The following is a 23,553-nucleotide window of genomic DNA, read 5'->3' on the forward strand; positions in this document are numbered from 1 at the left end:
CCAAGCATCAAATCAGACTAATAAGCGTACCATCAAAAGCCCGCATCACAATATACTGTGATGCGGGCTTTTTTATATTCGTAAGTTTTATAATTATATTTTCAAAACTTAGTTTAAGCGATTCCATGCATATAACGATTAATGTCGCTATTATCAGTGTTCAAACGCTTGCTATGCCTAACTTCAGATTGACGCCTTTGATGTTATTATAACGTTCATTAAAAAAGCCAGCATTAAATGCTGGCTCTTATGAGTAGATACTATTTTCTTGTAAAAACAACCACACCCGCTTTTATAGCATCAGCCAAATGAGGGCTAGTATAATCAATCCACCTAAGATGGCTTGGATCAATAAGAATGCTTGGTGCTGCCCTACTACTTTACCCAAGGTGAGACCTAACGTACTGTATTTAATAGGTTGGGTGTCGATATCACCGCTTTCTAACTGCTCATCGTAATAGTCTTTCAAAATATCTAAAAATTCCTTGTGTTCATTAGAGTCCCAACTGTCAGGCTTAAATGGCATAAACGATTTAAGTCTAGGCTCATTTGTCATCCAACGTTCGAGCGTGATAGAACGTAGTGACCAACCAGAAAAACGACGCTCAGTAATTGCTGAAAAATCCAGTATTTTTAAATCTTTATGGCGATCGTCCAATATCAAGCGATTTTTAAGATTGGTCAGGGCTGCTTCAGAGCCCTCTACACACTGTAAGAAGTAGCCATTGCCGTAGCAAAGGATACCAGTAATATTTTCTATTGTATTACGCTCAATAGCGACTTCTGCAATGTCATTAAGCGTGCTGGCATTTGACAGGCCAGTCGAAGTAATATGGCTCAGATATACAAGCTGGCAGAGATCTGACGTTACTGGACTTGTAGAATCATTGAATGTTGACAATCAGCTTCCCCTATAATCAGGTAAATGTAGCTAAGACAACTATAATAACTTTAGAAAAAACATAGAAACTAAACCTTTGAATGTATCAAATCGGTTTGGTATATTATTGATTTTATAAATGTTTATATTAATTGTATTAAGTTGGTTACATCATAGGCCAATTTCGTCATCAAAGCAACTTATGATTATATAAAATTGGTAAGTGTTATAAGTAAACATTTTTTTAGAAAAAACATATTATTGATTTTGACAGCTATTAGTTGCTTGAGCAAACATTATTTTCTAAAAATGATGACAAAACATTAATTATTTGAAACGCGATTATTGAATAAGACAAAATCCGACACAGATTCAAATCGTATCTATATCGCGTCAACTTAGGCGATTTAGGGTAAGAGAAGTCTACCGTTATTTAAAGTACGTTAGGGCTGATCAGATTGAGCGGTAAGGATGGCAGATAGCAATAAAGCATCGTCAGGATAAGTAAGCTTAATGTTTTGGCGACTGCCAGTAACCAGACGGATGGGCAAGTCTAAATACTCAAAAGCACTGGCTTCATCTGTGATAGTTAGCTGATGCTCAGCCACATAATTCAATACTTTTTTAAGCGCTCCTAATCGAAATACTTGTGGCGTTTGTGCTTGCCACATGCTGCTTCTATCTATAGTACGTTTGGCATAATAGCGCTGATTATTTTTATCTGATAGATTGTCTGTAGTTACAGACTTGATATACGAGGTTTTGAGAGTGTCCGCTACTGGTGTTGCTAAGATAGCACCATAAGGCTCTAGCAATGCAGCTTTAATAACTTGATCAATATCATGACTAGGTACAGCTGGACGCGCCGCATCGTGAATCAGTACCAAGTCTGAGTCATCAGCCCCTGTACTCCCAATCGCTGACACTCCCGCTTGAACCGATTGCCAACGCTCAACACCGCCAAGAGCGTAATAAACAGGTATGGCAAAGTCGAGTGTTCGTGCCGTAATATCATCTTCGGCCACCACCAATAAACATTGATTGATATACTTGCTACTCGCAAGTCTTGCCACACTAAGCTGTAGCAATGTCTGGTCTTGCAACTGAGTATATTGTTTGGCAACGGATGCACCAAAACGGCTACCACGGCCAGCAGCGACAATCATGGCATAGGTGCGAGGAAGAGGATTCATAAGATAATACTTAAGGCTGTGGCCCATGACAGTATGATTAAAAAGAAATGTGAATAAAAGCTAGGATAGAATTACATACGAAATACACCGCTACTGTAAGAAATAGAGTGCCTTATAGTATTGTCGTATCTTGGTAGATTAATAACGAGTATGTGTCGTTGGCGCGGTAGATACCTGAACAAACGTCTCATTTGGTTTAATCAAGCCCAAATCCAAGCGGGCATGCTCTTCGACTGCTTCCAGACCATTTTTGAGGTCATAGACATCCGTACGTAATAAATTATTAGCAGCGACTTGATTATCATTTAGGTGCTGCTGCTCTTCAATCTGAGTTAATAATTTATTATGCCCAGATCGTCCATTCTCACCCAGCCAATACTGATATTGCAGTCCTAACAGCACTGCAACCGCTAAAGCAAGTAACATAAATTGGCTAAAGTATTTCATGTGATCACGCCAAACAACAGAAAATTTGTAAAATAAAAATAAGCTAGGCTTATTATTAGCTGAATTTGCTAAGCGATATATCCTCATATCAATGAGTCCTTATCGCCTAGCATTAGCTATAAACTTGCTTCTAACCACGCAGACCGATAAACTCTTCACGGCCGCGATAGCTTGCACGTACTTGCTGCTCAATACGTAACAACTGATTGTATTTTGCCACGCGGTCTGAACGGCACAGTGAGCCTGTTTTGATTTGACCAGCAGCCGTACCAACCGCTAAATCTGCGATGGTGCTGTCTTCCGTTTCACCTGAGCGGTGCGAGATGATGGTTGCATAGCCATTTTTCTTCGCCAGATAAATGGCATCTAGCGTTTCTGATAACGTACCAATCTGATTGAACTTAATCAAAATCGCATTGGCAATGTGCTTATCAATGCCTTCTTGCAAGATCGTAGGATTGGTCACAAATAAATCATCACCGACTAACTGGACTTTATCACCAATTTGTTCGGTCAAATACTTCCAACCATCCCAATCTGACTCATCAAGACCGTCTTCGATAGAAATAATAGGATATTGACGTGCTAATCCTACTAGATAGTCTGAGAAACCTTGGCTATCAAACGCTTTGTTGCCTTCGCCCGCCAAAACATACTGACCATTCTTATAGAACTCGCTGGCCGCACAGTCTAGAGCAAGATGGATATCTTCACCTGCTTTATAACCGACTTGCTCAATCGCTTGCAAAATTACCGTAATGGCTTCTTCATTGCTACGTAAGTTTGGTGCAAAACCGCCTTCATCGCCGACCGCTGTATTTAAGCCTTGAGATTTTAAAACAGACTTTAAGCTGTGAAAAATCTCTGTACCCGCTCGTAGCGCTTCTGAAAAGTTCGTGAAGCCTACAGGCTCAATCATAAATTCTTGAATATCAACAGTGTTGTCTGCGTGCTCGCCACCGTTTAGGATGTTCATCATTGGTACAGGCATCGTAAGCGACGTCTGATTGCGCAAATTGGCAATATATTGATGCAGCGGCAGACTCTGTGATTTTGCAGCGGCTTTGGCTGTCGCTAAGGAAACTGCCAACATAGCGTTAGCACCAAGGCTGTCTTTATTCTCTGTGCCATCTAATGCAATCATGGCATCATCGATGCCCTGCTGCTCGGTCACGTCTTTGTCCATCAATGCACTGCGAATCTGGCTATTGACGTTGGCCACGGCTTTTTTGACGCCCTTACCCATGTAACGAGTTTGATCGCCATCACGCAGCTCTAGTGCCTCACGTGAACCTGTAGATGCCCCACTTGGAGCAGCAGCACGACCAATGGTACCGTCAGCTAAAATAACATCAGCTTCAATCGTTGGGTTACCGCGCGAGTCTAAAATCTCACGAGCGCGAATGTCTTTAATTGCGGTGACGTTGTTGGTTTCTTCAGCGTACATAATGTCTGTTAATTCCTTTGGTCATGCCAAGTTTATGGGATAAATAACGGCAAATAGAATACAAAAAAGTTAAAGCAAACTGCCTTATAGCACCTATATCTAAGACCGATTTGTGTATTGGTCAAATTGGTCCGTTTAAGCAGCATCTAAACGCTGTTTAGTACTATGACAGCCAGCTATATTGCTTGGCATCATAGCATATTTTTTATCAAACTTCCCTTATCTTACACTGACTTGCAGCTCTAATTTTAAATATAAGTAGCTTAGGCAAACCGAAATGTCTGCTGTTATGGTCTGTCTTCAGTACAACCTATTATTCAGAAAAGCATCGTCATCAGACTGTTTTTGGATGATTTGTCTTAGTATGAGTAGCAGAGACAGTATTGTCGAGCACTACCTTGGTTTTAAACCGTGTCAACCGTAATGCATTCATTAGTACTGAGATGGAGCTAAGTGCCATCGCAGCCGCTGCAATCATAGGATTCAAAAAACCAAATGCAGCCAGCGGAATACCCAGACAATTATAAATGAAAGCAAAAAATAGGTTCTGTTTGATATTACGCAGCGTTGCTTGCGCAATTTTTTGAGCCGCATCAATATGCATGAGCGACTCACCCATCAACCGAGCGGAGGCACTATATTGTGCCACATCGCTCCCTTCAAACATAGCAAAGCTGGCATCTGCAGTTGCCATTGCGGGCGCATCGTTTACCCCATCTCCTGCCATCGCAACTTTATGACCGGCGGTTTGTAATCGCGCAATTTGGCTGGCTTTGTCACGTGGACTCATTTTACCGTATGCTTGTTCGATACCTAGCTGCCCTGCGACATGGTTAACGACAGATTGCTTATCACCGCTCATCAAAATCACATGAAGGCCAGACTCTTGTAATGCAGTGATGGCTTGCGGCGTATCGGCTTTTAAATCATCAGCCAACGCAAATGCACCAAGGGGTTCATCGTTGATACTGACTGCCACTGTACTGGCAATTTGCCATGCTTTTGGCATAAACTTGGGTAGCGTTAGACTTGCAAACTCTGCTGTACCGACTTTAACCAGTCCAAGCCCATCAATCTGTGCTTGAATGCCTGCCCCTTTGATGACATTGATATCAGTCACAGGTAGTAATGGCAAATCACGTTTTGCAGCTGCGTTGATTAGTGCTGTCGCTAACGGATGACTGGCATGAGCCTCAACGCTGGCTGCAATTTGTAAGACATCGTCGACGGCTAATGATTTATCTACCATCACTTGATCGACAATGGTAGGTTTACCCATCGTCAAGGTGCCAGTTTTATCAAGTACCACCGTATCGATATTACCAGCGGCTTCCAAACTTTGAGCATCTTTAAACCAAACGCCATGACGCGCGGCGACACCCATACCAGCCATAATCGCGGCTGGTGTTGCCAGCCCTAATGCACAAGGACAAGCAATGACCAAGACCGATACGGCATGCATCAAGGCCGTCTCCATCATTCCTGTCAACCACCATGTCAGTCCAAAAGTAACCAAAGCAATGGCAACCACGACAGGAACAAAGATGGCGGTTACTTTGTCCGCAAGACGTGCCAAATTGGCTTTTGAGCCTTGAGCTTCACTCAATGCTTGTACCATGTCCCCCAACTTGGTATCGCTGCCTTTGGCACTGACGCGATACAGCAAGCTACCATTTTCTAGCAACGCCCCTGCCAGCAGCCCATCGCCCACATCTTTTTTGAGTGGCACCGATTCACCAGTTAAATGACTTTCCTCACACCAGCCGCTTCCATCGATAACCGTACCATCAGTGGCTACGCGGCTACCTTGCTTGACGCGCAGGATATCGCCTATTTGAATGTCTTTGAGTGCAACAGAATGAAACTCACCATTGGACTGCTGGCGCTCGACCTCATCTGGCGTCAATGACAATAATAAATCAATACTGTTTAAACTGTGCTTTTTGGTGCGCTCTTCCAGATATTTACCTGTCCGTACAAAGGCAATAACCATCACACCTGCTTCAAAATAAACAGCAGGACCGTGGTCAATGCCGTGACCAACTGCATGACTGGTTTGCAGCAAGCTATTTAAGCTGCCATCACCATGAGTGAGCCACAGGTAAGTTGAGTACGCCCAAATGGTCACTGTACCAATGACCACCAACACATCCATATTGGCAAGACCGCCTTTAATTGAGGCCCACGCACTCTTATAGAACGGTAGGGCAAAACCAAACTGTACAATCGTGGCTAAAACAAACTGAAGCCAAATAGCTGGCATCCATGCCATCCCCTGACCTGTCAGCATGCCAGCCATACCAATTAAAAAGGGCAATAAGCAAATCCATAGCCCAATCAAACGCCATGGATACTGCGTCGCTGTATCTTCATCCGTTTGTGAAAAAAGACTATCAGCTGCCTGCAGATTGGCAACAAAACCCGTTTTGTTCACCCATTCTGTGATTTGCTCTGGCGTCGTCTGCGTAGGATCATAATCCACATTTGCCGTCTCGCCTGCAAAATTCACATTGACCTCATGTACTGAGGGCTTCTTGTTCAGCACCTTTTCAATGCGTGAAGCGCATGCCTGACAGGTCATGCCTTCAATCGCAAGTTGTAGATGGGCACGCTGTGGCGTGATTTTTGTATTGGATTGAATATCGGTATCGACGTCGTAGGTGTGATGGTTATCAGTATGGGAATCATTCATAAATAGGACTCGTTATGGCGTTTACACAAGGTATAAGCCATAAAAACAACAATGGGTGGAGAGATTTAAATCAAACAACTATTACATTCTCAAACTATCGGTTTTATTTGAACGGTTTATAGTCAATTCGTCTTAAAAAAATAAACAGGCAGTGCCAATTTTTAATCACTAAAAAACCAGCCATGACAGCTGGTTTTTAAATAAAGGACAAAACTTATGAATTAGCGACGGTTGCATCAAAGCCTGCGTCATCGATAGCCGCAGCGATTGCTTCTGCACTTGTCTTACTATCATCAAAGGTGACTGTGGCTTGATTGTCAGCAAGCTCAATGCTCATATCATTTAAACCATCAATATCTGCGGTAGCATTGTGAACGCTTGCAACGCAGCCACCACAAGTCATCCCTTCGATTTTAATAATGCGCGTTTGGTCTGCCATAGTAGGCTCCTTATTTTTCTTGGTAAATAATCTTTTTTTACGTATTCATTAATACTATTACTAAACCAGTATCAGTCGTATTGGTAGTAACACAAGGCTCAATCATTATAGTGTGGATTTTGCGGTGCATCGATGGGAAATGGCTGAGTGACATAATCCACCATACTAATGGCAGCAGTCAAAGCATGAATGCTCGTGTCTGTATCATCGTAGCGTACATGCGCCGTGTGGCTCGCTGTATCCAGCTCAATGTCCATAACGCCCGAGATATTCTTCAAGGCTGTCATCACACTGTCTAACCCGTTAGCATCATCGATGTTTTCAATACTTACCTGTGCAATCTTTATTGCCATGGTGTTATCTCCTACTTCATTAATGCGTATCGAGAATGTCAAAACCTTTGACCAAGTCATCAATTTGCTTAAGCTGACACAAAAATGGCTCTAACTGGTTCATTCTCAACGCACAAGGACCATCGCATTTTGCGTCTTCTGGGTTTGGGTGAGCCTCTAAAAATAGCCCTGCCAATCCTGTGGCCATACCTGCACGTGCCAATGTTGTGATTTGCTCTCGGCGACCGCCCGCACTGTCACTACGTGCGCCTGGCTGCTGCAAACTATGCGTCACATCAAAGAATACTGGTATATCCATCTGCTTCATCGTATCAAAGCCCAGCATATCCACGACCAGATTGTTATAACCAAAGGCACTACCGCGCTCACACAGTATGAGCTTGTTGTTACCGCCTTCAAGGCATTTATTAACAATATGACGCATCTCATGAGGCGCTAAAAACTGTGCTTTTTTGATATTAATAATGGCATCGGTCTTTGCCATCGCATGTACCAGATCTGTCTGACGTGACAAAAACGCAGGCAGCTGAATAATATCAGCCACTTCAGCCACTGGTGCCGCTTGATGTGGTTCATGCACATCTGTGATGATGGGTACTTGAAATTTTTCTTTGATTTGACCCAGCCAATCTATGCCTTGCGCGAGTCCAGGACCACGATAAGAGTGTAAGCTTGAGCGATTGGCTTTATCAAAACTGGCTTTAAACACATAGCCGATACCCAAACGTTGACATATCTCGACGTATTGCTCAGCAATCTCAAACGCCAATTCTTTTGACTCTAATACGTTCATGCCGCCAAACAATACAAATGGCTGATCGTTACCAATATGGATGGTTTTGTTATCAGGCGTATTAAGGTCAATATGTGATTGTGCCGTTAATGAATTTTCCATTAAAAAGTTTCCTCTTTATTGTTATCAATATTTCTATCCCATATTGTAACCGATAGCGTCGTTAAAAAAAGTGTACAAGCGTAATTACCCAATATTCGCCATTATTGCTGATTTAAAATCAAAATCTCTGTCCCAGATACAAATACAAAAATACACCCACAAAAAAAGACCAATCCGAAGATCAGTCTTTTTTAATATACATAGAGCGATACAATTCTAAGGGTTGTTTACATTCTACAATTACTTAGTGTCGCTGAAGTTTTTTGCTGCTTTTGCAAAGCTATTAAACAGTGGATGACCACCGCGTGGTGAGCTGGTAAATTCTGGATGGAACTGTACCGCGATAAACCATGGATGCTCAGGGATCTCTACAGACTCTACTAAATGCTGCTTAGCAGAGTACCCTGAAATCGTCATACCTGATTGCTCTAGTGGCTCTATGTAGCGGTTGTTCATCTCATAACGATGACGGTGACGCTCAGTGATATTGTTAGCACCATAAATTTGGCTTAGCTTACTACCAGAAACCAATTCGGCTTGCTGCGCGCCCAGACGCATTGTACCACCAAGATCAGAATCATCGCTGCGAATCTGTAGCTCACCGCGCTCATCTAACCATTCAGTGATAAGACCGATAATAGGCTCTGCGGTTTTGCGATCAAACTCAGAAGAGTTGGCATCAATCTTAAGCACATTACGAGCGTACTCGATCACAGCCAACTGCATACCAAGGCAGATTCCTAGATAGGGAACCTTGTTTTCACGTGCATAAGTAATGGCTTTTATTTTGCCATTGGTACCACGTTCACCAAATCCACCTGGCACTAAGATTGCATCAGCGTGGCTCAAACGAGCAAACAGACTGTCATCGCTTTCTAAAAGCTCAGCATCGATATAGTCGATTTTTACATCAAGCTTATGCGTGATACCTGCATGTAACAACGCCTCGTTAATAGACTTATAAGCATCAGGCAGCTCGACATACTTACCAACCATTGCCACGGTCACTGTCTCTTCAGGATTGAGCTGAGCTTCGACTACTTTATCCCAATCGCTCAAATCTGCTTCTGGCACATTAAGACCAAAGCGCTCACAGATTAGATCATCAAGATCTTGCTCATGAAGGGTGCGCGGTATTTGATAGATGCTCTGTGCGTCTTCACACATGATGACTGCACGCTCTTCAACGTTGGTAAATAAAGCAATCTTACGGCGGTTGTCTTGCGAGATATGGTGATCAGAGCGACAGATCAAGATGTCTGGCTGTAAGCCAATAGAACGCAGCTCTTTTACTGAATGCTGCGTTGGTTTGGTTTTGGTTTCGCCTGCACTTGCAATATAAGGAACCAGCGTTAGATGCATGAGCATGGCTCTATTACGACCAAGCTCTACTTGCATTTGACGTACCGCTTCCATAAAAGGTAAAGATTCGATGTCACCGACAGTACCACCAATCTCGATGATAGCAATGTCGTAACCTTCACCACTGGCTAAGATTTTATTTTTAATCTCATCGGTGATGTGAGGGATAACTTGTACCGTGCCACCAAGATATTCGCCACGACGCTCTTTATTGAGAACATTTTGGTAGATACGACCACTGGTGAAGTTGTTGCTCTTACTCATTTTTGAATGACGTAAAAAGCGCTCGTAATAACCCAAATCTAAATCCGTCTCTGCACCATCTTCGGTGACAAACACTTCGCCATGCTGAAACGGGCTCATCGTACCTGGATCAACGTTGATATACGGATCCATCTTGGTCATTGTGACGGTCACGCCACGTGCTTCTAAGACCGCTGCAAGAGAGGCTGCGGTGATACCTTTTCCTAGTGAGGACACTACCCCACCGGTCACAAATATAAACTTGGTCATAGTATTCTGTCGGTAATTGGTAAAGAAGGATTTTACTAAAAATACGTCATAAAATATAGGGCAAAACAAAAACTCTTTAAAACTCTTCGTTTTCAACCCGTCTCTATTATAACGTATTCGTTATTGGAAACAGACATAACAAAAAAACTCACCCCGAAGGATGAGTTTTATAATCAGATTCTAATGGTTAGATTAGAATTTGTATTCTAGACCAGTACCAATTACAACTACTTTAGCATCGCCAGACGTGCGAACTAATTGATCATTCTCTTCACGTGAACTATCAGTCCATGTATAAGCAGCATTATCAGCTTTATTCATACCAGCATAAGCATGCATGATGATGTTGTCTTTAAAGAAGTATTTACCACCAACAACGATTTGGTCTGAATCAGAGTTATTAAAACCGTTTAGGTTGCTAGTGTTGTTGTACTGAGCATAAATAGAAGCTGGACGAGCAAAGTTAGTTAAGCCCATTTGACCACTAACAATTAAACCTTTTTCTTTCTTACTATCGCTTGAGTTATCAACACCATCATAATCAGCTACTTGATATAAAACACCAAGTGTTACAGGCGCTGCGATATATTTACCTAGATCAACACTAGTTGTAGCACGGATGATATCACCCTCAATGTTTTGATCTTTGTCATATGCAATACCAGCAGTAAAGCCTGTGCCTTGATCAAACATAGCAGCAACACCGAAACCAGCATTATCATTGTTGTTTGCATCGTCAGAGCTATACATTGCTGTAAATTGTAATGGTAGGCCATCATACTTAGGCGCAGTCCAAATCACTGAACTTGGGATACGGTTACTATCCGCCATGTTCAATGCATCAACAGCTTCGTTTTCATTTTGTGTAGTACCTAGGTTATCCCAGTAACCTTGACCAACAACAACATTGTCAATACTAGCTAAGCTTGATTGGTTTTTACCAACACGGACCTCACCAAACTGCTTGTTTACAACACCAAGATACGTATCACGGTTAGTGAAACCATTGTTATCACCATCGATGCGCGTGCCATACTCTAACTGATAGATAACATCAGTGTTAGCAGTCATGGCTTCAGAGCCTTTGATACCGATACGTGAAGCATGAGAGTTAATCTCTACTGTATCTTCATCATAGTTGAAAGCAGGAAAACCTGTGTTTGAATCAAAATCGGTATTAACATAATCAGCCGCTAAGAATGCTTTACCATAGACAGTAGGTGCTGCATTGGCTGCAGATACAGATAGGGCAGCAACTGCTGTAGCTAAAAGTAGTTTTTTCATGGGGTATCTCCACTTTACAATTTTAGTAATAAGCGAGCTATTATTAGCTGGTGCTCACAATGGTATCGTCACAAATCCTCAAAGATATAATGTGTAACTGGCTACCGAGATTAGTCAGAAACAAGTGTGGCGAAGTTCTATTACAGTAAGATGAAAAAAACCATGACTTACATAACTGGGATTAAAAAAGTAACTGCCATGTAAACTTAGGTCTTTATCGGTCTGTTGCGTAACATCCGTTACCAAACTCATACTTCGAGTACAAGCATAACAACTTTGACATAATTTGCAACATATTTTTTCGCTTTTTAAACTTATCAATTTATCATCGTAAAATTATCACTCAATAATCAAAGCGCCAAAAAAAATCCCTATCCAGTCAACTAGATAAGGATTCTATTGATTAATATTATTACTAATAAATTGAAACCACCTTAACGAATATACCCTTACCATCGTAAATAACGCGCTATTTATCTACGAATAAATAGCGCTAACAAAAACGATATATTTTATTATTAGGTGCAATAAAAGGAAATAAGCTTAGCTGTTTGCCTTCAAATCGAGACGGGCTTGATGCAATAGTGGCTCAGTGTAACCGCTAGGTTGCTCGCGTCCTTTAAATATCAAATCACAAGCGGCCTTAAAAGCATAAGAGCCATCAAAATTGTCTGCCATCGGTTGATACTCGCTGTCGGCTGCATTTTGCTCATCAACGACTTTGGCCATGCGCTTCATCGTCTCTATCACCTGCTGCTCGCTCACCACGTCATGATGCAACCAGTTGGCAATATGTTGACTTGAGATGCGCAAAGTCGCTCGGTCTTCCATTAGCCCCACATCATCGACATCGGGCACCTTAGAGCATCCAACCCCTTGATTGACCCAGCGTACAACGTAACCCAAAATCCCTTGCGCATTATTTTCCAATTCTTGCTGTTTTTGCTCTTCTGTCCAATTGGTGTCTTTTGCCAATGGAATGGTCAAGATATCATCCAAACTTGCACGCTCACGCGACTTTAAGCGATCCTGTACGTCAGCAACATTTACTTGGTGATAATGGATACTATGCAAGGTTGCCCCTGTGGGTGATGGTACCCAAGCCGTCGTAGCGCCTGATTGAGGATGCGCCATTTTGGTCTCCATCATCTCTTTCATCTCGTCAGGCTTTGCCCACATTCCTTTGCCAATCTGAGCATGCCCCTGTAGACCTGTCTCTAAACCAATGTCGACGTTCCATTGCTCGTAGGCTGGTTGCCAAGCTTGTGATTTCATCTCCCCTTTTGGCACAAATGGACCTGCATTCATGCTGGTATGCATCTCATCACCAGTACGGTCTAAAAAGCCTGTATTAATAAAGATTACACGCTCTTTCGCTTGGCGAATGGCCTCTTTTAGATTGACCGTCATGCGACGCTCTTCATCCATAATTCCAATTTTAAGACTGTAACGTTTTAAGCCTAATAAATCCTCTGAGGCATTAAAAAAATCATTGGCCATTTTGACTTCTTCTGGACCATGCATTTTTGGTTTAACGATATACATGGAACCCTTACGTGAATTCGATAACTCGTTTCTACCGTTAAGATCATTGAGCGACAATAGTGGAGTAACCAAGCCATCCATCAGACCTTCGAAGATTTCCTCTAAGCCATCACCCAAATCGACTAAAATAGCAGGGTTTTGCATTAAATGACCGACATTACGGATCAATAGCAATGAGCGACCTGGCAAGATAAGCTTGCCGCCGTCTGGTGTATTATATTCACGGTCTGGGTTTTGCTTACGTGTACGAGTCTTGCCGCCTTTTTCGAAGGTCTCTTGTAAGTCGCCATTCATCAAACCAAACCAGTTGCGATATACCTCTACTTTTTCCTCTGCATCGACCGCAGCAACTGAGTCTTCACAATCTTGAATTGCGGTAATCGCTGACTCAAGGAGCACATCATTGATATTAGCCGGATCGTCTTTACCGACTGGATGGCTGGCATCAATCTGAATCTCTACATGCAGGCCATTATTTTTTAGCAAAATACCCGTTGGATTTTCTGCTTCATCAACAAAACCAACAAACTGCGCAGAATCTTTTAATGACGTACGACTATCGCCTTGAACCACTTCAAGTTGACCATCAGCCACTTTAAAGCCTGTTACATCAACGTATGAGCCTGATGCTAAAGTAAAGTTGTCATCTAAAAACTGTTTGGCGTAAGCAACAACAGCAGCACCGCGAGTTGGATTGTAGCTGCCCTTCGCTTCTTGACCATTATCATCGCTGATAACGTCTGTACCATATAGGGCATCATATAAGCTGCCCCAGCGTGCATTGGTAGCATTTAGAGCATAGCGAGCATTACGTACTGGTACGACCAACTGAGGTCCTGCAATATGTGCAATTTCGTCATCGACATTTTCTGTACTAACCGCAAAGTCATCACCTTCTGGCAGTAAGTAACCAATATCTTGCAAGAACGTTTTATAGGCAGGATAATCGATTTGACCATCCTTGGCAGGGTGTTGTAGATGCCACCGATCAATTTGTGCTTGAATCTTGTCACGAGTCTCTAGTAGCGCCTTATTGCGTGGCGTAAACTCTTTGATAACCTTTTCAAAACCCGACCAATAACTCTCTGAATCAACACCGACTTTTGGCAGTACTTCGTTTTCAATAAAGTCATATAACTGCTGGTCGATGGCAAGAATGCCTTTTTGAATACGATTGGCGTTAGAAGACTGACTCATGTTGTTATCCTTATCTGTACGTGAGGTGTGTTAATACGAATTGCTACCACAATGATAAACAGTGACGATCTGGCATTGGTTCCTAACTTGGATGACATACGACGCAAAATTTCTTTGACTCAAATAGATATAAACAGATCTCATCCTACTTTCTGCTATTTATATCGCAGTGGCAATTGCTATAATATGTACCATTCCTTATTGCAGGACTATTAATCAGTCTATATGACTGGCAATTAAAGTACGTCGTTAATAAAATTAAGTACAATAGAGCAAAATCTCATCCTACTATCAAATAAAGAAATAAACAAGAAAACACCATTCACCAAGTAAATATTGGGGTTGTATATTAATGATACTCTATGCATCATCTGTCCTAAAGAGTTTTACCCATACTCTTCGGTCGAAAATTAATATATAGATATAAAGCGAATTATTATCGATAACGCAATTCCTGCTGAAATATACTTTGCTCAATATTTGCACCCGATTACGACATAAATACATTCAACTATGACCAATACTATGAATAAAGAAAGCAAAAATGTAAGGCATGACCCTGTTAACGTCACTAACAATGGTATGAATAACGCAGTTGATACCAGCAATGATATAGCAGAAGATAGTGTCGATATCGCAAAACTGCGCACGCCCATCAAAGTAGATTTGTCTTTTGTTTATGACTTTTTGGGCGCTAGAACCACACAGTCTTGGGTCGATGCAGCGATTGCAAATTTGCCTTTGATCATACAGGATCATGCCAACTGTGAAAAAAAGGCGGCTGGTACCGCAATGAATATGATGTTCCGCTATGAGTTTTCTTATGATTTGCAGTGTAAGTTGGCACAATTGATCAGAGAAGAGATGCTACATTATGAGCAAGTGCTCGGTATCATGAATGATCGAGGACAAGATTGGGAATATCTCAGTGCTGGGCGTTATGCCAAAGGAATGCTAAAACATAAGCGTACTTACGAGCCAGCAGCCATGATAGATGTCCTCATTATTGGCGCATTTATCGAAGCGCGTTCGTGCGAACGGTTTGCAGCGTTAGCTGAAGTGATCAATGACGAGCGTTTGGCAAAATACTATTGCTACTTACTAAAGTCAGAGAGTCGTCATTTTGAGGATTATCTGGCATTGGCGCAATCGCTGTCAGAAGATAGTATCGATGAGCGCGTGGCCTTCTTTAAAGAAGTAGAGGCGGAACTGATATCAAGCCCCGATACTGAGTTACGTTTTCATAGTGGCGCACCTGTCTAGCTCACACTCAGCTAGTTTATTATTAATGTAACTAAAAAAGGTATAGTCACTATCTCGAACGACGTGTTCGAGATAGTGACTATACCTTTTATATATCAGTGCATAATGAATTGGTTATACTACAAAATAGAGAGACTGCTAGATAGTGCACGGTTACTTATCACTTTCCATCAATGGACTATCGTACTGCTTATGGTCTTTGGCAATACGGTGCGGGTCATGATCTTCAGTAGCTCTCTCAGCCGCTGCTGGGTTTACTTTTTGCAATGCATCATCAGGAACAATACCATTATTGTCATCCGCATCTTTTAACTGATGGCCAGTATTCTTTTCTTGTTTATCATCATCGGGTAAGCTCATCTTTATTCCTTAGTATGTATTCCATGTTGATATGGCTTCTTACCGAAATCCTATTCTTCGTTATCTGTTGCTATTCTTTTGATCAGGATTTAGTACGCGTGTCTGAGCATTATCGATATTGGCATAACGATTCATGTCATTAACATTGTAGCTATCAGGGGCTTCACTCCCAACAGTATCTTCATTAATATTGTCATCAAAGCCATTGCTGTCTTGATCGCGGCGATCAGGTTGGCGAGCTGGGTTGTCATTATCATTCACATGTTCTGAGTCAACTACATCTTCTGTAAAGGTATCTGTGCCTTTATTCTCAGTGAGATTTTCATCAATCTCATCGTGATTACTAGGATGAGTATTCCCAATATGGCTTTCATCAACTGTTTGATGCGCCTCGGTTTCTGCAATTCGAGATTTGGTTAGCGCAGGGTCTTTGGTTTCCATTATTATATCCTTATCATTATTATTAGATCTGGTTGTTCATACGTTTAAAATACTCGCGCACTTTTATGACTTATCACATGTATGGCTCATCATATTCTTCTGTTATTCATTGCCTTTTTGACTTAAATCATAAGCGTTTAAATCGGCAACATTTTTGCCACCTGCGGGTAAGTCTTCTTCTTTACGAGGATCTACATATATCTCATCTGTTTCTTGTGAGTCTTGCTCAGGTCCATCGATATTTGGCTGATATTTTCGACCTTCATAACTGTCTTTAGAATTATCGATGTGCGACTCAGCTGGATCTCTAACTGGTACGGCTTCTTCACCGTTTGGATGATTATTGATTGACATCATTCGCTCCTCAGTTTTATAGCGCAAACTTTCATTAAATGGTTAAATCTCACATTACATTTAAAAGAAAATTACTTAAGAAAAAACCAGTAAAGCTATTTGTCTGTACGCAAGTCATCTTCAATAAATGGTGTTTGCTCTTCTTCGCTTAACGATTCAGGCTTGTTTACTTCTTTGGTTTCTTCAAGGTTCTCTGCAATTTTCTGACTGTCTGCTTGCGCCGCTGCTTTATCAATATCTGAGCTATCATTATTAGTATTACTCATAATCTGTTCCTATTGTTATTATTGCTAAGTTTATGATTTTATATATCACTTTTGAACTATAGTGGTAGATCTACGAATTTTTTAAAACATAGTCCGTAGACGAATGCTGCTTCGACAAATCTACCGTTTACTCTGTCCTACTATTTACTCTGTGTAGTATAGGGAGAATATTATGGTTGCTACCAGTGTGGTGCCGTATCAATATGTGAATAAATGTGAGGTTACAAGACAGTTTGTAACTTTGACAGCCAATGTTTTTGTAAAAATAAAAAACCGAGCGTTGAAAATCACAACGCTCGGTTAGAGAAGTAAAATTTTGATATTGAAGGTAATTATTTAATTATGACCTTTAATAACCACCTCAAATTAGATCATTATTATTGAACATAAGTGGTCGGCTCTTCTACACTATTAATGGTTTTGAGCAAATGCGCTTGCGCTGTGTGCGGGGCTTCTCCAGCTGCTGGCTGTATCTGTTGCCAGACGCCATTGCCATTCAGTGCCCACGCTTGTGTGTTGTCGTGTAGGTAATTGAGTAAACCGTCTTCATACACTTGCTTAAACAACTTTTTATTTTCAATCGGAAACGCCACTTCCACACGGTGGAATAAGTTACGATCCATCCAATCAGCACTACCGCAGTATAAACGCTCTGCTCCATTATTATAAAAGTAATAAATACGTGTATGCTCTAAAAAGCGACCAATCACAGAGCGCACCGTGATGTTTTCGGACAAGCCTTTGACTTGCGGACGTAGGCAGCACATCGAGCGCAAAATCAGCTCAACCTTGACCCCTGCTTGTGAAGCATCATATAACTTGCCAATCAATCGACGCTCAGTTAAAGCATTAGCTTTGATGATAATATGCGTGCGTTTGCCGGCCTTTGCATGAGCAATTTCATCGTCGATAAAGCTCATGAGTTTTTCGTGTAATGTAAAAGGGGCATGCAGCAGTTTTTTAAGGTTGGCAGGTTTACCCATACCTGTCAGCTCTTGGAAGATTTTGTGTATATCTTCTGAGATGTCAGGATCTGCGCTAAACAGCCCATAATCGGTATACACTTTAGCATTAGCGGCATGATAGTTACCTGTGCCTAAATGAACATAACGGCGAATGCGGTTATCTTCACGGCGCACAATAAGCATCAGCTTCGCATGTGTCTTGTAGCCAACGATTCCATACACAACAATCGCGCCCGCTTCTTGTAAATAGTTTGCTACAGCGATATTTGAGGCCTCATCGAAGCGCGCGCGCAGCTCGATAACGGCAGTCACTTCTTTACCGTTACGAGCCGCGGCTGCTAATGCTTTGACAATTTCTGAATTGGTGCCTGAGCGATACAGCGTTTGCTTGATGGCGAGTACTTTTGGATCGCTTGCCGCCTGCCATAGCAAATTAATAATGGGCGAAAACGCATGGAACGGATGATGTACCAGCACATCACTTTTACGCATGGCCGCAAACATGCTTGTCGCCTTGTCCAGCTTGTCCATCTCACGGCGGAACTCTTTTGGCACGACATGAGTAAAGGGCTGATAACGCAGCGCAGGAATATTAAAATCAAACAATAAGCGCGTTAAATTGACAGGGCCATTGACTCGGTACAATTGATTGTCATGCAACTCGAACTCATCAAGTAAGTAATCACTGATGTGTACGGGGCAATCAGTGGTGACTTCCAAACGTACTTTGTCACCAAAACGACGGTTCTCTAGTTCGCCTTCTAGCGCTTTGGCGATGTCCTCAACATCATCAGCCAAATCCAAGTCAGCATTACGTGTCAGTCTGAACTGATGGCAGCCTGTTACACTCATGCCAGGGAATAAGTCACCAATATGTTCATGAATAATGGCTGATAACATTACATGATGCTCTTTACCACCTGTCAATTCGTCCGGCAGACGAATTACTCGCGGCAGACTGCGCGGTGCTGGCACAATGGCTAGATTAATATCACGACCAAAAGCGTCTTTGCCTTCCAAGGTTGCGATGAAGTTTAAGCTTTTATTAACCAGACGCGGAAACGGATGCGCAGGATCAATGCTAATCGGTGTCAATACGGGCGATACTTGCTCAATGAAGTAACGCTTCATCCAAGCGGACTGCTCAGCATTGAGCTCATCACGCTTTAGGTAACGGATATCCTCGAGGGCAAGGGCGGGCAAAATATCTTCGTTAAGAATACGATATTGCTCATCGATAGCATCATGGGTAATGGTAGAGATTTCATTGAGCAACTCGCTAGGACGCATACCATGAGCGCTGGTCGACACATCTCCCATGCTAAACTTTTGCATGATACCCGCCACACGAATCTCAAAAAACTCATCGATATTTGAGGAAAAAATCATTAAGAAAAATAAACGCTCAAGCAGCGGATGGTGTGGACTGGCGGCCTGTGCCAAGACACGCAAATGGAACTGTAACAATGACAAGTCGCGATTGATATAGCTGCTGGGTGAATAGCTGCCATCTTCTGAGCGTTGCCACTCGACCTCAGCCAACTCTTTACCACGACTTTCTGTATCAATATCATTATTTACGTCAGTAACATCATTTATGTTCATTGTCTCATTAGTCCTGATAGCGCTATTCACATCCTCATTCTTATTTTTCTGATCGTACACATCTGTCACGTCACTACTCCTTTTACGTTATCAATACGCCATCATTTTTTGCACTGTTTTTATGCGTTGTTGCTTTTTGGTGTGGTTGCATTACCCTTTTTTATAGCAGTTATTTATGACAAAACATACCGTTGCTGTCCACAATCTATGTTGTTCAAGATGAGTACAACTAAACAATCAATCCGACTGCGGTAAGACTGCATTTTTCATACGTTTTTTGATAATACGCTGTTTGTTACGTAGACGTCTATCACCTTGATTGTCTTGATAATATTTTGGATTGGTCAGCATAGCAATAAGCAAAGCAGATTCATCGCGATTCAGTTTGGCAGCAGATTTGTCAAAATAGTGCTGAGCGGCAGCTTCGATACCATAGATGCCATTACCAAACTCTGCCACATTGAGATAAGCGGTTAGGATGCGCTGTTTGTCCCAAAACGTTTCGAGCATTAACGTAATAACCGCCTCTTCACCTTTACGAACGTATGAGCGATGAGAGGTCAAAAATAGGTTTTTTGCCAACTGCTGGGTGATGGTTGAACCGCCAGCAGACATTTTACCTGTCTCTTCATTTTTCTTACGTGCTGCTTCAATGCCTTTGAAATCAAAACCATTATGCTGGCTAAACGTCGAATCTTCACTCACTATCGCGGCTTGTTTGGCAGATTTTGCGATGGCGTCATACTCTGCCCAAGTCTGTGTGACCGTGCCACCGGTTAGGCGATGTGTCAGCATAAACATACTATTATTAATAGGCTGGGTCTTCCAAATCAACAGTAATCCAGCAACCAACACATGGAATGCGACGACTATCATTATCAATGCCAATAATAGTCGTTTGATAAATTTGCTAAAACTTGCCATGTGAGATACCCAAGTGATTAAAAAAATAATAAGATAAAGCGCAATAAGATAAAGTAAGCCATTACCAATAAGAAGTTACTTTTGATAAAAGAGCACTATCGATAAAAGAACACGATCAATAATAAGCGATAAGGCAATGATTATAAATCAGTAAACTAAAACTGCAGATCATCTTACCTAATCTCACAATCGCTGTCATTATTTACCCCATTTCTTTATCATGTCGTAAAGGGTAAACAGTATTTAGGTTTTTTAATTGATTTTTTTAGCGCAAATACTTTGTAATGAGTCTTAAGATAAGAGAATAAATATGCCCATTGACACCGCACATGATAATCATACGACTGCACTGCGAGCACGTATTATCGCCGAAAATCCTCATCTTGGCACACCTGAAAAAATCGATAAATGGTGGCTACTGGGTACTGCAGGTTGTCATTTGTGTGACATTGCTGAGCAACTTATCCATCGGTTTCAAGCGGTACAACCGATTGACTATGAAAAAATCGATATTGCCGACTTTGATGAGACGCTGATGATGATCTTTGCCACGAGTATTCCTGTTATTTTGACGTCATCAAAACGCTTAGACTATCCTTTTTCGGTCATGGATTTACAGCAACTGCTAACATCATAGTAAAAGACGCTTGATTGATAAAACGCCGAGGTAAACAGCTATGAAGAATCTAGAAAAAGTAACAGACATCGAAGACTTACGTCAGATTGCTGAGCGCAAAGTGCCGCGTATGTTTTATGATTATGTGGATTCAGGCTCATGGACTGAGACTACGTATCGTAACAATGAAAGCGACTTTGATCGGATTAAGCTGCGCCAACGCGTGTTGGTCAATATGGAAAACCGTAGTCTGGAAACGACCATGATCGGTGAGCGGGTCAAAATGCCAGTTGCCATTGCGCCTACTGGGTTTACAGGTATGATGTGGGCGGATGGCGAAATCAAAGCCGCGCAGGCAGCAGAAAAATTTGGCGTGCCTTTCTCTTTGTCTACCATGAGTATCTGCTCTATTGAAGACATTGCCACCCATACCAGTAAGCCGTTTTGGTTTCAGCTGTATGTGATGCGAGATCAGGCGTTTATGGCCAATTTGATTCGCCGTGCTAAGGAAGCAAATTGCTCTGCGCTCATCTTAACTGCTGACTTACAAGTGCTTGGACAACGGCATAAAGACATCAAAAACGGTCTCTCTGCGCCGCCCAAACCAACGCTGACCAATATTCTGAATCTGATGACCAAGCCTGAGTGGTGTCTCAATATGCTTGGGACTAAGAGGCGCACGTTCGGCAATATTGTTGGTCATGCAAAAGACGTTGAGGATCTGTCTTCGCTGTCGGCGTGGACAGCAGAGCAGTTTGATCCTGCTCTTAGCTGGGACGACGTGGCTCGTATCAAAGATATGTGGGGCGGCAAGCTGATTATCAAAGGTATTATGGAACCTGAAGATGCCATCATGGCAGCACGCAGCGGCGCGGATGCATTGGTGGTGTCAAACCATGGTGGTCGTCAATTAGATGGGGCACTCTCCTCTATCTCTGCCCTTGCAGACATCGTACAAGCGGTTCATGCCGAAAACAGCAATATCGAAGTATGGCTCGATAGCGGCGTTCGCTCCGGTCAAGATGTATTAAAAGCCATATCTCTAGGCGCTAAAGGTACCATGATCGGTCGCGCTTTTCTTTATGGGTTAGGCGCTTATGGTGAAGATGGCGTGCGCCGTGCGCTTGAAATCATCTACAAAGAGTGTGATATATCCATGGCGTTTTGTGGTCATACCGATATCAATACCGTCACGGACAATATCTTGGTGAAGGGTACTTATGAGAATCTCAAAACAAACCATTTTTAAAAATAAATCTTTCTGAAATATAATCAATCACTTTCAAACAGAGTACGGTTCTACTGGGGTAAATTTTTCTAAGCCTCTGTCACGCTTGTAAGCAGCCAGCGAGAAAAATTTTTACCCGTAGAACACGATGACTATATATACCACTTTTATTTTAAATTGACTGCAATGCTTGCTAGCTAATAGATAACATCTTCTGACAAGACCCTTTATACTTATCCTACAATCTTTACTGAATTTTAGCTTTTATGACCATCCAACAATTATTAAAAACAGCGCCTGTCACTACTTTATTATTGATCAGCTTTATCGGGCTATTTGTCGTACAAGTCCTAAGCGGCGCGGATGCCAATAATCCATCGACTGAAATGCTCATCAAATGGGGCGCTAATGCTCTGCCTTTTACCATGGGTGATGAGCCATGGCGCTTGGTCAGCAGTGCGTTTTTGCATATTGGTTTGATGCATTTATTATTTAATGGCTTTGCCATGTATTTTTTTGGACAAATCGCTGAGCCGATGTTTGGTTCAGCCAAGTTTTTGGCATTGTTTTTGTTGGCAGCCATCGGTGGCAACCTACTCAACAGTTATGTGACATGGCAAGGTATTTTGGACGGAAATGGGCAAGCGGGACTATCGGCTGGGGCATCTGGCGGTATTATGGGTATTGGCGCCGCTTTATTGGTGGCGGCATTTTTTAAGATATCGGTCAATGGTCTGATGCTCAACCTAAGAAGCTTACTCTTTATTATGGGTATTAACTTGGTATATGGCTTTGCTGTACCAGGTATTGATAATGCAGGCCATATCGGTGGTGCCGTGACAGGCTTAATAATTGCGTCGGCATTTGCCATCGCCTATCGTCGACGCAGGGTCATCACACAGCAAAATATGCCCATACCTCAACATCCTTACCCAATACACGGACCAAGCCCGTATCAAACTGACGCCCAAAACACTTATCAAACTTATGAGGTTAATCAGTCCTCTGATGTTGATACGTCTTACCCATCTGATCCCAACGCTGAGTTTGATACCAGTACTTTAGAGACGAATTTTAGTACGGTGCATAACACAGCGATCAGCCACAAAACCCAAGTAAAACCGTCATTATTTTGGATACTACTTCCATGGATTGTGATGCTATTGATCAGTGTTGGCTTTGTCTGGTTGTGGCAAGATATCCATTATCAGATCGTAGAAGTGCTAAAAACCATTGAGTAAACGGTCATACTTATTTATCATTGCTGAAATGTTATAAAAGCCG

The 23,553-nt window shown here is 42.1% G+C and carries 21 protein-coding genes; 4 read left to right on the forward strand and 17 right to left on the reverse strand.

The features are described 5' to 3' along the window. Positions 1–292: 292 nt before the first annotated feature. The 11 genes from A3K91_RS10485 to A3K91_RS10535 all read right to left on the reverse strand — a co-directional run bounded on the left by A3K91_RS10485 (position 293) and on the right by A3K91_RS10535 (position 14,247). The gene (locus A3K91_RS10485) at positions 293–901 is read right to left on the reverse strand and encodes a BLUF domain-containing protein (RefSeq protein WP_062845210.1); all 609 of its coding nucleotides are present in this window, start codon (positions 899–901) and stop codon (positions 293–295) included. Between the two features lie 422 nt (positions 902–1,323). Further along, positions 1,324–2,073: a 2-C-methyl-D-erythritol 4-phosphate cytidylyltransferase gene (ispD, locus tag A3K91_RS10490; RefSeq protein WP_416231971.1), complete on the reverse strand. Its 750-nt coding sequence runs from the start codon at positions 2,071–2,073 to the stop codon at positions 1,324–1,326. A gap of 138 nt (positions 2,074–2,211) precedes the next feature. Beyond that, on the reverse strand, positions 2,212–2,520 hold the full coding sequence (locus A3K91_RS10495; RefSeq protein ID WP_062845982.1) for an FtsB family cell division protein: 309 nt from the start codon (positions 2,518–2,520) through the stop codon (positions 2,212–2,214). 130 nt (positions 2,521–2,650) lie between these two features. Next, complete coding sequence (gene eno, locus A3K91_RS10500; RefSeq protein WP_062845212.1) at positions 2,651–3,967, reverse strand: phosphopyruvate hydratase; 1,317 nt, start codon at positions 3,965–3,967, stop codon at positions 2,651–2,653. Positions 3,968–4,301: 334 nt separating this feature from the next. After that, complete coding sequence (locus A3K91_RS10505; RefSeq protein ID WP_062845213.1) at positions 4,302–6,659, reverse strand: heavy metal translocating P-type ATPase; 2,358 nt, start codon at positions 6,657–6,659, stop codon at positions 4,302–4,304. 214 nt (positions 6,660–6,873) lie between these two features. Beyond that, positions 6,874–7,098, reverse strand: a complete 225-nt coding sequence (locus A3K91_RS10510; protein ID WP_062845214.1) for a heavy-metal-associated domain-containing protein — start codon at positions 7,096–7,098, stop codon at positions 6,874–6,876. Between the two features lie 98 nt (positions 7,099–7,196). After that, on the reverse strand, positions 7,197–7,451 hold the full coding sequence (locus A3K91_RS10515; protein WP_062845215.1) for a heavy-metal-associated domain-containing protein: 255 nt from the start codon (positions 7,449–7,451) through the stop codon (positions 7,197–7,199). Between the two features lie 19 nt (positions 7,452–7,470). Further along, the gene (gene kdsA / locus A3K91_RS10520; RefSeq protein ID WP_062845216.1) at positions 7,471–8,346 is read right to left on the reverse strand and encodes a 3-deoxy-8-phosphooctulonate synthase; all 876 of its coding nucleotides are present in this window, start codon (positions 8,344–8,346) and stop codon (positions 7,471–7,473) included. A gap of 240 nt (positions 8,347–8,586) precedes the next feature. Next, positions 8,587–10,221 (reverse strand): CTP synthase, encoded by a 1,635-nt coding sequence (locus A3K91_RS10525; protein ID WP_062845217.1) that lies wholly within the window; start codon positions 10,219–10,221, stop codon positions 8,587–8,589. 192 nt (positions 10,222–10,413) lie between these two features. Next, positions 10,414–11,505: a porin gene (locus A3K91_RS10530; protein ID WP_062845218.1), complete on the reverse strand. Its 1,092-nt coding sequence runs from the start codon at positions 11,503–11,505 to the stop codon at positions 10,414–10,416. Positions 11,506–12,048: 543 nt separating this feature from the next. Further along, positions 12,049–14,247, reverse strand: coding sequence for a malate synthase G (locus A3K91_RS10535; protein WP_062845219.1), 2,199 nt, complete (start codon positions 14,245–14,247; stop codon positions 12,049–12,051). A gap of 525 nt (positions 14,248–14,772) precedes the next feature. On the opposite strand from A3K91_RS10535, the gene A3K91_RS10540 reads away from it, so the two are divergent. Beyond that, complete coding sequence (locus A3K91_RS10540) at positions 14,773–15,510, forward strand: MiaE family protein (RefSeq protein ID WP_416231970.1); 738 nt, start codon at positions 14,773–14,775, stop codon at positions 15,508–15,510. 153 nt (positions 15,511–15,663) lie between these two features. Here the strand turns inward: A3K91_RS10540 and A3K91_RS10545 are convergent, their stop codons facing one another. The 6 genes from A3K91_RS10545 to mtgA form a co-directional block, all read right to left on the reverse strand. After that, positions 15,664–15,870, reverse strand: a complete 207-nt coding sequence (locus tag A3K91_RS10545) for a hypothetical protein (RefSeq protein ID WP_062845220.1) — start codon at positions 15,868–15,870, stop codon at positions 15,664–15,666. 60 nt (positions 15,871–15,930) lie between these two features. Next, entirely contained in the window at positions 15,931–16,311 is a 381-nt protein-coding gene (locus A3K91_RS10550; RefSeq protein ID WP_062845221.1) for a hypothetical protein, read from the reverse strand. Between the two features lie 102 nt (positions 16,312–16,413). After that, positions 16,414–16,668, reverse strand: coding sequence for a hypothetical protein (locus A3K91_RS10555; protein WP_099046706.1), 255 nt, complete (start codon positions 16,666–16,668; stop codon positions 16,414–16,416). A 92-nt stretch (positions 16,669–16,760) separates the two neighbouring features. Continuing rightward, positions 16,761–16,931, reverse strand: a complete 171-nt coding sequence (locus tag A3K91_RS14115) for a hypothetical protein (RefSeq protein ID WP_167541801.1) — start codon at positions 16,929–16,931, stop codon at positions 16,761–16,763. Positions 16,932–17,308: 377 nt separating this feature from the next. Next, positions 17,309–19,501, reverse strand: a complete 2,193-nt coding sequence (gene ppk1, locus A3K91_RS10560; protein ID WP_084387334.1) for a polyphosphate kinase 1 — start codon at positions 19,499–19,501, stop codon at positions 17,309–17,311. Positions 19,502–19,738: 237 nt separating this feature from the next. Next, a complete protein-coding gene (gene mtgA / locus A3K91_RS10565; protein WP_062845223.1) occupies positions 19,739–20,425 on the reverse strand; it encodes a monofunctional biosynthetic peptidoglycan transglycosylase in 687 nt (228 codons plus the stop codon). 310 nt (positions 20,426–20,735) lie between these two features. Here mtgA and A3K91_RS10570 point away from each other — a divergent pair, with 310 nt between their 5' ends. The 3 genes from A3K91_RS10570 (at position 20,736) to A3K91_RS10580 (ending at position 23,510) form a co-directional block, all read left to right on the forward strand. Next, on the forward strand, positions 20,736–21,062 hold the full coding sequence (locus A3K91_RS10570) for a glutaredoxin family protein (protein WP_062845224.1): 327 nt from the start codon (positions 20,736–20,738) through the stop codon (positions 21,060–21,062). A gap of 40 nt (positions 21,063–21,102) precedes the next feature. Next, a complete protein-coding gene (locus A3K91_RS10575; RefSeq protein ID WP_062845225.1) occupies positions 21,103–22,290 on the forward strand; it encodes an alpha-hydroxy acid oxidase in 1,188 nt (395 codons plus the stop codon). Between the two features lie 245 nt (positions 22,291–22,535). Then, positions 22,536–23,510, forward strand: coding sequence for a rhomboid family intramembrane serine protease (locus A3K91_RS10580; protein WP_062845226.1), 975 nt, complete (start codon positions 22,536–22,538; stop codon positions 23,508–23,510). Positions 23,511–23,553: the final 43 nt, after the last annotated feature.

The sequence above is a fragment of the Psychrobacter alimentarius genome (assembly GCF_001606025.1).
Lineage (GTDB): Bacteria > Pseudomonadota > Gammaproteobacteria > Pseudomonadales > Moraxellaceae > Psychrobacter > Psychrobacter alimentarius.